At 42.3% G+C, this 15,176-nt stretch carries 3 protein-coding genes; all 3 read right to left on the bottom strand.

The features are described from left to right. Nucleotide 1: 1 nt before the first annotated feature. From ACE1CM_RS09840 to ACE1CM_RS09830, 3 genes are read right to left on the bottom strand one after another with little or no spacing between them, the layout of a single operon-like run. Nucleotides 2–4,687, bottom strand: a complete 4,686-nt coding sequence (locus tag ACE1CM_RS09840; protein ID WP_374877233.1) for an amino acid adenylation domain-containing protein — start codon at nucleotides 4,685–4,687, stop codon at nucleotides 2–4. Beyond that, the gene (locus ACE1CM_RS09835; RefSeq protein ID WP_374877232.1) at nucleotides 4,684–11,091 is read right to left on the bottom strand and encodes an amino acid adenylation domain-containing protein; all 6,408 of its coding nucleotides are present in this window, start codon (nucleotides 11,089–11,091) and stop codon (nucleotides 4,684–4,686) included. The genes ACE1CM_RS09840 and ACE1CM_RS09835 overlap by 4 nt, the downstream gene beginning before the upstream one ends. Then, complete coding sequence (locus ACE1CM_RS09830; RefSeq protein ID WP_374877231.1) at nucleotides 11,081–15,175, bottom strand: condensation domain-containing protein; 4,095 nt, start codon at nucleotides 15,173–15,175, stop codon at nucleotides 11,081–11,083. The genes ACE1CM_RS09835 and ACE1CM_RS09830 overlap by 11 nt, the downstream gene beginning before the upstream one ends. Between the last annotated feature and the right edge of the window lies 1 nt (nucleotide 15,176).

Here is a 15,176-nt window from a genome sequence, read left to right as displayed (position 1 = left end):
TTTATCCTTTGTTTGAACGAGTAACAAATTTCTTGAACTTTTGCAGGCTAACCTCTGCAAGTTCTTTCTCTTCTCCGAGTAGCTGTTGCTTGTCTGCTTGTGCGAGGATTTCTACCAGATCGTTGATTCTGCTATTTGGTTGGGCAACAATGCTGCTGAAGAGCCTCTCAAAATGAACCAACATTCCATTGATAGTGCTGGCGTTGAACAAGTCAGCATCGTATTCTAAAACCGCCATCAGTCCTTGCTCTGTCTCCGAGATAAAAAGCGTCAAGTCAAACTTTGTCATGCCGCTTTCTATCTCCTGGGGTTGCAGAGTTATACCTGAAAATTCTATGGGCGGAATTGGGGCATTTTGTAAAACCAATTTTACCTGAAATAGCGGCGTGCGGCTCAAATCTCGCTTGGGATTAAAAGCCTCAACTAACTTTTCAAATGGTAGGTCTTGATGTGCATAAGCTCCCAAAGTTACTTCGCGCACTCTTCCTAGCAATTCTCGAAAAGTAGGATTTCCGCCAAGGTTAGTACGTAATACTAATTGGTTGATGAAAAAACCAATTAACCCTTCAGTTTCGGCATGATTGCGGTTAGCAACATCAGTACCGATAACAATATCATCTTGTCCGCTGCGATAGTGCAGCAAAATTTGAAAAGTTGCTAGCACTGTCATAAACAGCGTTACTCCTTCCTTGGCGCTGAGAGTTTTGAGAGCCTCGGTAGTGGTTTTGGATATTACCAAAGATTCCTTGGAACCTCGGAAAATTTGAACTGCTGGTCGGGGACGGTCGGTGGGTAATTTTAAAATGGAAAGGTTGCTAAGTTGCTGTTTCCAATAAGCGAGTTGAGTTTCTAACACTTTTCCCTGTAAGCATTGCCTTTGCCAAACAGCAAAATCAGCATATTGAATGGATAATTCGGGAAGTGGAGAGGGTTTTCCGAGACAAAAAGCTTCGTAAATATTAGCAATTTCTTGAATCAGAATTCCCAGCGACCAAGCATCAGAAATAATGTGGTGCATGGCGAATAGTATTACCCAATCAGTTTCGCCGAGTTGCAGTAGCTTGACTCGCAATAATGGCGCTTTATCTAGTGCGAAGGGTTGCCGAATTTCTTCTATTGCTAGGTTTTGGGATTTTTGGATGCGATCGATCTCAGAAAATTCCCTTAAATCTACAATTGGTATTGTCACACTTAGAGTTGAAGCAATTTCTTGTACGGGTTCTCCATTCACCTCAATAAACGTGGTGCGTAAGCTTTCATGTCGCTTGATAACCTCATTCAAGCTTTGTTCCAGTGCCTTGACGTTGAGCGAACCAAAAACACGCAGGGTGGCAGGCATATTGTAAGCAGAATTACCTGGCATTAATTGGTTAGCAAACCACAGTCTTTGTTGAGCAAAAGATAAGGTTAAATTTCCCTCTCTGGGAACGCAAACAATTGGCGGAAGTTCCAGTTTCTGCCCTGCTTTGATTTCTGCCTCAATTCTTGGAGACAACTCTGCTATCGTTGGCGATTCAAACAAATAGCGCAGAGGAATTTCAAGTTGAAAAGCTTTGCGGATCCGAGAAATAACTTGGGTTGCCAGTAAGGAATGTCCGCCAAGTTGAAAAAAGTTATCGGTAATTTCGATTGGTTGAATTCCTAAGACTTGAATCCAAATCCCGGTTAATATTTCCTCTGTGGGAGTGCGGTAAATTTTAACAGTTTTTTTCGATTCTTCTGTCTGAGTAGGTATAGGTAGTCTTTTTCTGTCGATTTTACCATTGGGTGTCAGCGGTAGACTTTCCAACAGGACAAAGGTGGAAGGCACCATGTATTCAGGCAATTTATTGGCTAAAAATAGATGCAGTTCTGAGTCCTGAATTTTGTATCCCGATCTCGCTGTAAGATATGCAACTAACTGTTTATTACCAGGTCGATCTTCTCTAACTACAACCACCACTTGCTGTATGGCTGGATGTTGATTTAATGTGGCTTCTATTTCTCCAAGTTCGATGCGGTAGCCTCGAATTTTGACTTGGTTGTCGCTCCTACCGAGAAATTCTATATTACCATCGGGTAAGTATCGAGCTAAATCGCCAGTATTGTAAATTCGGCTGAATCTTGGATTAATTTCTATGTTTTCAAAAGGATTTTGGATAAACTTTTCCGTGGTTAGTTCAGGTTTGTTAAGATAGCCTCTTGCTAAACCAGCACCACCAATATAAAGTTCTCCAGCAACTCCGATGGGGACTGGTTGTAAGTTTGCATCTAAGATATAAAGCTGAGTGTTGGGAAAGGGCTTTCCAATCGGTACTAATTGGTCAATAGATAAGCCTATATCTGTACTTTCAAAGTATGAACTATCAATCGTAGCTTCGGTGACTCCAAAAGAGTTAATCAGTCTTGTTTGAGAACCGCAAAATTGTCTAAATTTGCTGTATTCGCTGTTATACCAACTATCAGAACCGCAAACAAGCAGTCGCATAAAGTCAAGGCGCTGTTCGGTTTCTTCTAAGTATTGAATTAGGTTTCTTAAGACTGCTGGGACAAATTCGGCGCAATCAACTTGTTCTTGAAGCATCAACTGATAAAGCTTTTCGGCATCTAGCAGGTGTGAGCGATCGCACAGCACCAGCTTTCCGCCCGAACACAAAGCGCGTACCATATCTCCGGTAAACACATCAAAGGAGAAGCTTGCCATTTGCAGGTGACAAGTAAGTTGTTCTCTTAGTTGATAAACTTCTTCCCACCCTAGATAAGCATTAACAACGCTTCGATGCTCAATCATTACTCCTTTAGACTGTCCGGTAGAACCAGAGGTGTAGATGATATAAGCTAAGTTTTCAGATCTGGCTCGAATAACTGGATTAGATTCGCTTTTTTGTGCAATCTTTTTCCAGTTTTCATCCAAATTAATTACCGTCATTTGTTCAAAGCTATTAACCAATGACGAATGACTAATAACTAATGACAATTCGGCATCTTTTAGCATGAAAGCTAGCCGTTCTTGGGGATACGCTGGATCGAGAGGGACGTAAGCACCGCCAGCTTTAAGAACGCCTAATACTGCCACAATTAAGTCTAAAGAGCGCTCCAAGCAAATGCCAACTTTTACTTCTGTTCCTACACCGACCGATTGTAAATAATGCGCCAAACAATTCGCCTTTGCATTCAATTCCCGATATGTTAATTGCTGGTCTTTAAAAACAACAGCAATAGCAGATGGTGTTCGTTTGACTTGCTCCTCAAATAGTTGATGAATGCACTGATAAATCTCAGACTTTGTTCCCCCCTTTTCAAGGGGGGCTAGGGGGGATCTAATTTTGGATTGATTTTGATTAAATTCGATTAGTAGCTGATATCGCTCTTTTGCTGTTAATAGCGATAGTTCAGATAGCCGCTGATGGGGTTTTGCAATGAGATTTAAAAGCAACGTTTCTAAATGCCGCAACATTCGATTAATGGTATCGGAGTGGAAGCGATCGCAAACATATCCAATCTTCAACAACAACTCCGAATCCGGTACAACTGTTACAGTCAACGGATAATTAGTCTTTCCAAAAGTGCGGAAATTCCCAATTTCTAGATTTGAATTAAGCTGTCCTACCGCCGGATATACCGGGTAATTTTCAAACACTACAATGCTCTCGAACAGCGACACACCGCGAGGAACTTCACTCCAACCTTGAATGTCTATCAACGGGTTGTATTCATACTGACGTAATTCCACAAGCTGCGTCTGAAACTGCTTCAACCAAGGTAAGATAAATTCATGTTGCTCTACCCAAACTCTTACTGGCAAAGTGTTAATAAATAACCCCACCATTGACTCAGCACCCACCAGCGTCGGTGGACGACCGGAAACTGTCGTACCATATACAATGTCCTGTTCGCCACTGTAACGGCTCAAAAGCAGCGCCCAAACTCCTTGCACTATGCTATTCAGCGTTAGTTGCTCTTGCCGCGCTAAAGATTGCAATGCTAGGGTTGCTTCTGCTGAAAGCTTTAATTGCTGCTCATCATAGCTTGGGATTGGTGACTGTTGATTGGCAATTAGTGAATGGGAAAATATCGCTGTAGGCGCAGTAAAACCTTTGAGTGTTTCTCGCCAAAATGCCTCAGCTTCAGTCACATTCTGTTGCTGTAACCAAGCGATGTAATCTCGATAAGGACGGGGTTTTTCTAGATATAATTCCTTACCTTGACAAAAAGCTGAATAAAAGGTAATAACTTCTTTAAAAATTAAAGGTAAAGACCAACCATCTAACAGCAAGTGATGGTGATTCCAAATAAATTGATACGAGCTTTCTGCTAGTTGAATCAGGGTAAGATTCATCAGCGGTGCTTTGGAAAGTTCAAAGCCTCGCTTTTGTTCTGTTTCCAACAAAGCCTCTAGTTGCTGTTGCTGTTCGACGCTGGAGAGTTCGCGCCAGTCAAGTTGCTGCCAAGGTAAACTTACTTGCCTTCCCACCACTTGCAGCGGTTTTTCCAGATTTTCCCATACGAAAGCAGTCCGTAAAACTGAATGCCGATTTAAGACTTCTTGCCAAGCTTGCTTAAATGCTGCAACATCGAGATTTCCATTCAGTTCAAGGCTTAGTTGTTCGACATACATGCCAGATGTGGGCGCATAAAGGCTATGAAAAAGCATTCCCTGTTGCATGGGAGAAAGAGGATAAATATCCTCAATATTTTTCTGATTCATAGGACTTCTCCCCCTTCAAATTCGACTGTTTGTAACACTTGAGCAAGTTCGTCAGCACTCAGTTGGGTGAGTGGTAATTCATTTGTTGTATCCTTGGCTTGTCTAGGCTGGGATGTATCTACCAATGCTGCTAATTTGGCAATGGTTTGATGTGTAAATAGTTGTTTGGGAGTTAAAGATAATCCGGATCGATCCGCTTTGGATATAACCTGAATGGTGAGGATAGAATCTCCGCCCAATTGGAAGAAGTTGTCGTGAATGCCTACCTGTTTAAGAGCGAGAACTTCCGCCCAAATTTCGGCTAGTATTTGCTCAACAGGGTTGCGCGGTACTGCATAGGTTGCTGCCAATTCGAGTTGAATTTGGTCAAGTTTTGGCAGTGCCTTTCGGTCTATTTTGCCATTGGGTGTCAGCGGCAAACTTTCCAGGATTGCGAAGCTAGAAGGCACCATGTAGTTAGGCAATCTTTCCTCTAGGTAGCTAAGCAAATCGCTGGGTTTTAGATTAGTAAGTTGCTTTTCTGGAACGAGATAAGCTACTAGACGCTTGTTGCCAGTTTCATCCTCTGGCGCTAAAACTACAGCGGTTTGTACTTCTGGGTGTTGGCTTAAAACGGCTTCAATTTCGCCTAATTCAATTCGGAAACCTCTGATTTTTACTTGATAATCAATCCGACCAATAAATTCGATGTTTCCGTCAGGTAAGTAGCGTGCTAAGTCGCCAGTTTTGTACAACCGCACCCCTGGTTTACTACTGAATGGATTAGGAATAAATTTTTCGGCAGTTAGTTCGGGCTGGTTGAAATAACCTCTGGCTAAGCCATCTCCGGCAATGTACAATTCGCCAGGAATTCCTATGGGAACTGGGTTGAGATACTTATCTAATATGTAGATTTGGGTGTTAGCGATCGCTTTCCCAATATAAGCCACCCCATCTTCCCTATTGACCTGATAAACCGCAGACCAAATTGTTGTTTCTGTCGGTCCGTATAAATTCCACAGAGAATCGCATTTGTCTAACAATTGCTGACTCAAATTCTGGGGAAGCGCTTCGCCACCACAGAGAATTTTCAGCGGCATTTTAGGCAACCCAGCTTCTAAAAGCATTCGCCAAGTGGCTGGAGTCGCTTGCATAATAGTCGCGCCGGAATCGGCTATTTCTGCTAATAATTGAATTCCATCGCTGGCAACTTCTCGACTCGCGATTACAACACTAGCACCGACAATTAAAGGCAGGTAAAGTTCTAAACCAGCAATATCAAAAGTAATGGTGGTAACTGATAGGAGAATATCTCGTTCTGTTATTCCCGGAGTTTGGCGCATAGAAGTTAAGAAGTTAACCACTGCGCCGTGCTGAATTTGTACGCCTTTGGGTTTACCTGTTGAACCAGAAGTGTAAATTACATAAGCGAGATTATTACTTGTTACTTCAGTGACTAAATTATTTTTATTTTCTTGGGCGATGCTATTCCATTCGGTATCTAAACAAATTACCTTCGCTTGATGTTGCGGTAATTGTACTATCAAATGTTGTTGAGTTAGCAATAGCGAAATTTGTGCATCTTCCAAGATATAAGCGATGCGCTCTTGGGGATAAGCTGGATCTAATGGTACGTAAGCTGCACCTGCTTTGAGGATGGCTAAAAGTGCGATGAGCATTTCGAGCGATCGCTCTACACAAATGCCAACCAATACCTCTGGTTTTACACCCAGCGATATTAAGTAATGTGCCAATTGATTAGCTCTTTGATTGAGTTCTTGATAACTCAACTGTTTATCTTCAAAAATGACAGCAACAGCATCCGGCGTTCTTTCTACCTGCGCCTCAAATAACTGATGAATGCTCGCTATTGGCGACTGAGAAACTTCCCCCTGTTTTCCTGCAAGCCATTCCACCAATAATTGCTGCTGTTCCGCTTCTGTTAACAGCGACAATTCCGAAAGCCGTTGATGGGAATTGACAACAATACTTTCCAACAATTTCTGGTAATGCCCCAGCATTCGGTTGATAGTCGAAGCATCAAATAGATCGGTGTTGTATTCCAAATTAACAATGAGTCCTGTGTCTGCTTCCTCTACATACAAAGTGAGGTCAAATTTAGCAGTTTTGCTGTTAATTTCTAAAGGTTTTAAGGTTAAATCTGGTAGTTCCAGAGGAGTTGTAGGAGCGTTTTGCAAAACGAACATTACCTGGAATAACGGCGTATGACTCAAATCTCGCTGTGGTTGCAGTGAGTCTACTAACTTCTCGAAGGGCAGGTTTTGATGGGCATAAGCGCCTAAAGCGACTTCTCGGACTCGCTTTAATAACTCTTGAAAACTGGGATTTCCTTCTAGATTAGTACGCAATACTAAGGTATTGACAAAAAAGCCAATTAGCTGTTCTATTTCTTGGCGATCGCGATTGGCAATCGGCGATCCAACTAATATATCCTCTTGTCCGGTATAGCGATGCAGCAAGGTTTTGAATGCTGCTAAAAGGGTCATAAATAGCGTTACACCTTGCTGCTGACTCAAGCTTTTCAATGACTCGCTTAAACTAGGAGAAAGTTGTAAGGATCGCGTTGAACCATTGAAAGTTTGAACGGCTGGGCGCGGGCGATCGCTAGGCAATTCTAGTATTGGTAAATCCCCACTTAATTGCTGTTTCCAATAAGTTAGCTGATTTTCTAAATACTCTTCAGACCATTGCTGTTGCCAAACCGCAAAGTCTGCATATTGGATGGGTAATTCTGGCAGTGGAGAGGGTGTCCCATTGCAGAAAGCTTGATAAAGTGCCGCCACTTCTCGAATCAAAACTGCTGTTGACCAACCATCTGAAATAATGTGATGTAGCGTCAATAGCAGCAAATGATCTTCTTCGTCTAACTTTACCAAATTGCCGCGCAATAAGCAGTCATTTGCTAAGTCAAAGGGGCGTTGAGCTTCAATCATTGCCAGTCGCAAGGCTTCTGCTTCCCTCTCAGTTTCCGGCAATTCATGCAAGTCTATTACTGGCAGGTTGATGATGGTATCGGCAGCAATTATTTGAACTGGTTTACCATTTTTAACGGGAAAGTTTGTCCGCAAAATTTCGTGACGTCGCATGACTTCCCGCAAGCTACCTTCAAGTGCTGCAATGTTCAGCTTTCCTCGTAGCCTGACAGTTTTCGGCAGGTTGTAAGCGGGGCTATCGGGTTCTAATTGATGGAGGAACCAAAGTCTTTGCTGGGCGAAAGACAAAGGCAATTCTCTGTCTCGCGAACTGCGCTGAATTTGCGAAGAGAGTGCTTGTTCAATTTGATTGGAACTTACAATTTGTTGGGCTAATTCTGCAACAGTTGGCGACTCAAACAAGCAGCGTAAAGGCAGTTCTACTTTAAATGTTTCTCGCATCCGAGAAATGACTTGAGTTGCTAACAGCGAGTGTCCGCCTAAGTCGAAGAAATTATCGTGAATGCTTACTTGTTCCAAACCGAGAATTTTCGCCCAAATTCCAGCTAAGATTTCTTCGACTGGAGTGCGCGGTGCGACAAAAGTTCTTTCTAATTCTTGCTGTGCGCGATCGCATTCTGGCAATGCAACTCTGTCTACCTTACCGTTAGGGGTTAAGGGTAGAGATTTCAGCATTACGAAAGCCGATGGCACCATGTATTCCGGCAATTTTTCTCTTAGGAAAAGGCGTAAATTATTATAATTAGTTTTTTCTACGGCTTTTTCAGCAGGAACAATATAAGCTACTAACCGCTTATTTTCCGTTTCATCTTCTCTGGCTAAAACTACAACTTCTCGCACGGCTGGATGTTGTCTGAGTGCTGCTTCTATCTCTCCCAGTTCAATTCGGAAACCGCGAATTTTTACTTGGTTGTCAATGCGACCGATAAATTCTAAATTACCATCTGGTAAGTAACGAACTAAGTCCCCAGTTTTGTAGAGTTTTGCATTCGTTTCATCGTTAAATGGGTGAGGAATAAACTTTTCAGCAGTTAGTTCTGGTTGATTTAGATAACCTCGCGCTAAAGATGCACCGCCGATATATAATTCGCCCGGACATCCGATAGGTACTGGCTGTAGGTGCGAGTCTAATACATATAGTTGCGTGTTGGCAATTGGACGACCTAAAGGAACTGTTTTTGCCCAAGAATGTGATTCATTTTTAACTGTAAAAGTAGTAACGCCAACGGTTGCTTCTGTGGGGCCGTAATGGTTAAAAATGGTACAGTTTGGCGATAATTGACGAATTTGTTCGATGAGTTTCCAACTAGCAGTTTCACCTCCCAAAATCAACCTTTGACGCGGCAAAATGGATGATTCGGGTGAAGAGTTTAAAAGGGCAGATATGTGGGAAGGTACTATTTTGAGGCAGTCGATGGGATGCTGACGGCAGTATTCAGCAAAGGCTGCTGAGTCAGACGCACATTCTTGAGATAAGATGTGCAAGCATCCGCCTGTGCATAGAGAAGGGAAGATGACTGTGTTGCCTAAGTCTGCTGCTAGTGTGGAGGCGATCGCATAATTTGCATCTGCGGGTAGGTTTAATGTGCGTGCGATCGCATTCAGGTAATTCAAAAGTTGTCGATGTTCGACGGCAACTCCTTTCGGTTTACCAGTAGAACCAGAGGTAAACAGCACATAAATTAGATTTTCAACTGTTATCTCACTACTGGGATTTACATCACTTTCCTGTGCAATAACATCCCAATCTTTGTCTAAACAAATTATCTGTGCGTCAAGTTTTGGTAGCGTATCGACTAAGTGCTTTTGTGTCAACACCAACGATACTTGTGCATCTTGCAACCGAATTGATAAACCTTCTGGTGGTAATGCCGGATCTAAAGGTAAATATGCACCGCCTGCTTTCAAAATAGCTAAAAGTCCGATGATACTTTCTAGGGATCTTTCTAAATATAATCCCACCAGCACTTCTGGTTTTACTCCCAGACGCTGTAAGTAATGAGCAAGTTTGTTGGCGCGTGCGTTTAGTTCGCTGTAGGTTAATTGCTGGTTTTCAAATACAAGGGCTATTTTTTCAGGCGATCGTTCTACCTGTTCTTCAAATAATTGATGAATGCACTTAGCGTTTGAATAATTAGTTTTTGTGTTGTTGAACTCTACTAAAAGTTGCTGACGTTCGCTTTCACTGAGAATTTCCAATTGCGCGATCGCATTTTCGGGATTTTCAATTGCCCCCGCTAACAATGTCTCAAACTCTCCCGCCAAACGTGCGATCGCTTCTGCTGAATAGTAATTTTTATCGTAATGAAATGAAAGTTTGAGCGAGTTGCGATCGCGAGTACAGGTAAGTTTAACTTTAAACGGTTCGATGCAAGTGTATTGCTGATAAACAGAAAAAGATACGCCACCTGCAAAGCATTCTGACTGCCATTGTTCAAACTCGAAACCAAACGGGAAAAATGTCAATTTTTCTTCAACAAAATAATCCTGCCACTCTTCGGCGTTTTCTTTAGCTTTATTTACCAGTTCTAAGACTTCCCAAAAGCGCAAGTCTGGTGTCAAACGGCAATGAATTGGTAGCCAGGTGGCGAATAATCCTAATGCGTCGTGGAGTTCTTCATATTCTCTGCGATCGCAACCCGTCCCAACAATAATATCTGTTTCTCCCGTCAGTCGCCAAAGCAGTATTTGCCAACAAGCCAGGAAGAACACATCAGCCGAAATATCATACTTTTGTACCAGTGCTTCAATCTTTTCTGTCACATCTGAACTGATCTCACAGGTAAAACATCCCGGCTGAAATTTTGTTTTGTTGAAAGAGGTATTCTCAAAAGGAAGTTTCAACCCATCTAGATTAGAAAAATCCTGCTGTTGCCAGTAATTTTTACCTGTTTCTGCGTCTTCATCTTCTAGTAATTGATTTTGCCATTCGGAAAATTGGACGTATTGCACAACCCCGTCTTCCAATTCCTCACCTTGAAGGCAAGCAGCGTAGGAATTGCCGATCTCTCGCACTAGATTATTGAGCGTCCAGCTATCCGCACATAGTGCAGGCAAGTTGATAGCCAAAATCTGCTTTTCAGGCGATAGCGTTATTAGGGTTGAACGCAACAGCGTCCCTTTTTCAAACGCAAATCTTTGGGGTCTTTCCCATTGTAAAATTTCTTCTACTTTGACAGCCTGTTCCTCTGGTTTACAATCGGTTAAATTGATATCGCGCCACCAAGTATCGCTGCGATCTTCCACTACCATCACCGGAGTTTTCATACCCGGTAACCGGCGAAAGTTTGTCCGCAGAATCTCATGCCTTTCGACAACTTTTTGTAAGGCGGCTTTTAAAATTTCCGCTTGCAGATTCCCTTCTAAAAGGATAGCGCAATTAGCCAGGGTAGAAAAGCCGTCTTGCTGCAACAACCAAAGACGCTTCTGCTGAGGAGAAAGTCTAAATCCGCTAATAGTTTTAGTTTGCATGTGCTTTCTCCATATCTTTGTTTACAATGTCTTGGCTGTGGAACATTTCGCCCATCGCTACCACAATTTTGCGCGCCCCTACATAGGGATTTCGGCTGTGTGCGGCTAGCATATTATCTAGCATCAAAACATCTCCTTGTTGCCAAGGAAAACTAATTGTGGCTTCTCGATAAATTGCTTGAATTTCTGCCATCACCGAATCTTCAATGGGAGAACCATCGCCGTAATAAACATTTCGCGGCAGGTTTTCTTCACCAAACAAAGATAATAAAGATTCGCGAACTCCTGGATCTAAACAGGATATGTGGTGTAACATAATTTGGTTGAAAAATACAGAATCGCCTGTTTTGGGATGTTTGGTTATTGCCTGTGCAATTCTCTTATTTTTTAAACCATTTCCATTTTTCCATTCTAACTCTATTTTCGCTTTTATGCAAGATTCCTCAACAAGTTTTTTATCAGTAGTGTGGAAGAATTCTTGCCAACTAACATCCAAACCTTCGGTGTAGTTGCGGACATACATTAATTGCTTTTTCTCGAAGTGCGATCGCAATTGCGGATCGAGCATTTGATAAATTTTCCGACAATCTACAATTGGCGTTTCTCCACCCTGTTGCGCTGGTTGTACGCAGAAAAACCAAATTTTTAAAGGCCAACAATGCAGGTGAGAACTTTCATTATGAAACAAGATTGCTTTGTCAGACGGATAAGGCGTTGAACCGTAAACTTTGCCCCCAACTCCCTCACGCGGCAAGTCTCCATATTCACCGAATAATTCTGGACAAATTGCCCCAGCAAAGTTTTCAAACGTCACCGCAGAACTTAAATTAAAACCTCGGAAAAGCAAAGCGCCGTGATGCAGTAATTTCGATTCTATGAATTCCTGGTTGTTCTTTGCCCAATCAATTATATCGATATCTACAACCTCTGGTTTAATTACCAAAGGCAGAGTTTCCCCAGAAGGCAGATATTCTGTTTTAACCAAACTCTCCTGTAAAAAGCTGACAGCTTTCGGCGCAACTTTCATGAACTTATTGAGTTTGGCATCTTTACGTTCTCGTTTTTCCATTTGTTGTTGTTTCTTTTCAGCTTCAGCGAGTATATCTAAATTGCTTAACCGGGCATCTGGCTGAGCGATAATGTTATGCAGCAGCGTTTGAAAATGTCCTGTCATCCGAGCAATTGTGTTTCTGTCAAAAAGGTCGGTGCTGTAGTTCCAGGTTCCCTCAATTCCCCCATCTGTTTCTGTGAGGAATAACGCTAAATCGAACTTTGCGGTTTTGTTATCCACTTCTAGCAGAGTTAAGGTTAACCCAGGCAGTTCTAAAGGTGGCATTGGAGCATTTTGCAACACAAATAACACCTGAAACAAAGGAGTGTGAATCGTCTTACGTTCTGGGCGCAGAATTTCTATCAACTTAGCGAAAGGTAAATCTTGGTGTGTATAAGCGCCCAAAGTTACTTGACGCACTCGTGTTAGTAATTCGCGAAAACTTGGGTTACCGCCGAGGTGAGTGCGTAAAACTAAAATATTGACAAAAAATCCAATTAATTGCTCTGTTTCCGAACGATTGCGGTTAGCAACATCAGTACCAACCAGGATATCTTCTTGACCCGTGTAGCGATGCAGTAGGGTTTGAAACGCTGCCAACAGAGTCATAAACAAAGTAACACCTTCTTGGCGCGAAATCGTCTTCAGTTGGGATGACAAACTTGCAGGAAGTGCGAAGGAATATGTAGCACCTTGGAAGGTGGGAACTGCTGGTCGCGGAAGGTCAGTTGGCAACTGCAAAACAGGCAAATTACCGCTCAATTGCTGCTTCCAATAACCGAGTTGAGTTTCTAGCGCCTCACTCTGCGATCGCTGTCTTTGCCAAACGGCGAAGTCTGGATATTGAATGGAAAGTTCGGGAAGTGGAGAGGGTTTTCCGCTGGAAAATGCTTCGTAAAGCGTTGCTATTTCTCGGATGAGTACTCCCACAGACCAACCATCAAAAATAATGTGGTGAATAGTTAATAGTAATAAATGTTCTTTTTCTCCCAAACGCAGCAAAGTACTTCGCAAAAGTTGGTCTTTTTCTAAATCGAAAGGTTTCTGCGCTTCTTGAAGTAAAAAGTTTTCCATCTTGTCCCCCTCGTGAGGGGGGATCTGAAAATCTAAAACCGACAATTTAAAATCCCAAGTAGGATTGACAATTTGAACTGGCTGTCCTTCCACTGTGCTAAAAGTGGTTCGCAAAGCTTCATGACGCTTAATAACTTCAATGATGCTGCGTTCCAATGCTTCTACGTTGAGGGAACCTGTCAAACGAACGACAGCGGGAATATTATAAGCGTGTTTGTTGGTTTCCAGTCGCTCCAAAAACCAGAGTCGCTGCTGGGCAAAAGAAAGGGGAATTTCTGCATCTCGCGAAACTATTTCGATGGGAGAAGTTTGCAAGTTTTTCCCAGACGTAATAGCTTTTTCAACTTGTTCAGCCAAACTAGCTATAGTGGGCGCTTCAAATAAGTAACGCAAGGGAAGTTCTATTTTAAAAGCATCCCGCACGCGAGACATCACTTGCGTAGCAAGCAAGGAATGTCCGCCTAAGTCGAAAAAGTTATCGTTAATCCCGACTTGTTGAATCCCAAAAATTTGAGTCCAAATTCCTACCAAAACCTCCTCGATAGGGTTACGAGGTGCATGGTTTTCAGAGGCATTACCAACATTATGAATAGTTTTAATTCGGGGAATTTGGTCAACAGGAATTATGTTTAAAAGTGATGGTATTTCTGGCTCTGGCTGGACAACGATCTCTTTTAACAAGTTTTGGAAATGTTCCAGAATGCGGCTGACACTACTTTCATCCAATCGTCTTGCATCGTAGACAAGTTGAAATTTTAACTCTAAATCAGGTTTGATTAGAAGTGCCAGAGGGTATTTTGTTTGACCTCCCCGCAAACTTTGATGCGCTACCTCAATAATTAAATCAGATAATTCTTCTCTGGATACATTCGAGGGAAAATTCTCGAAAACCAGGATACTTTCATAAAGCGGTAATGCACCTGGCATTTCGCTCCATTGATGAACTTGTCCGGCGGCGGTGTATTCATATTGCCGCAGTTCCAGGTTATAAGTTTGAATATCTTTGAGCCATAACCAAAAAGATTTTTCGCGCTCGATCTTTACGCGCACTGGCAAGGTATTTATAAAGATTCCAATGGTTGATTCGCTTCCCGCTAAATCCGCAGGACGACCGGAAACAGTAGTACCAAAAACTACATCTTTTTCACCGCTATAGCGACTCAAAAGTAATGCCCAAATCCCCTGAAGTAAAGTGTTTAAAGTTAGGCGATAATGCAATGCCAAAGACTGCAATTGGCCCAGTTCTGATTCTGGGAGAAAGGCTATTTTTTGATTGGTCGCTGGTGAGTGAGAAATTCTTTCCTGCGTTTCTGCTTTAATTCCCAAAGCAGTCGGTTTTGCGAAACCTTGCAAGGTTTTTCGCCAGAAAGTCTCGGCTTTGGACAAGTCTTGGTTTTTTAGCCAAACAATGTAATCCCTGTAGGGACGGGGTTGTTCTAAATGTAAGTTTTCACCGCGACGGAAGGCTTGGTAAAAGGCAAAAACTTCTCGGAAAATTAAAGGAATAGACCAACCATCTAAAAGTATGTGATGGTAGCTCCAAATGAACTGGTATTCGTTTTCAGCTAAATGAATAATACTTGTGCGGATTAGGGGTGGGCGGGTTAATTCAAAACCTTGTTGGCGTTCGGCTTCTAGGAAAGTTTTTAATTGCTCTTGTTGCTCTTGGAAAGACAATTGACGCCAATCTTTCTTATCTGGGTAAAATTGTAGTTGCCGCAACACAATTTGCAGCGGTTCGTCTTGTTCTTTCCAAACAAAACAAGTTCTTAAAATTGGGTGGCGATCGCTAACTCGCTGCAATGCCTCGGCAAAGGCATTCAAGTCTAAGTTTCCATGTATTCCACAAGTTATTTGTTCTATATGAACTCCTGAATTGGGAGCTATTAAAGTATCGAAAAGCATCCCTTGTTGTACTGGAGAAAGTTGATAAATTGCTTCAATGTTTTTCTTGTTCACA

The organism is Microseira sp. BLCC-F43, from assembly GCF_041929235.1.
Taxonomy (GTDB): Bacteria; Cyanobacteriota; Cyanobacteriia; order Cyanobacteriales; family Aerosakkonemataceae; genus Microseira.
Note: the sequence above shows the minus strand (reverse complement) of the source record. Positions and strands in the feature narration are given on the sequence as shown.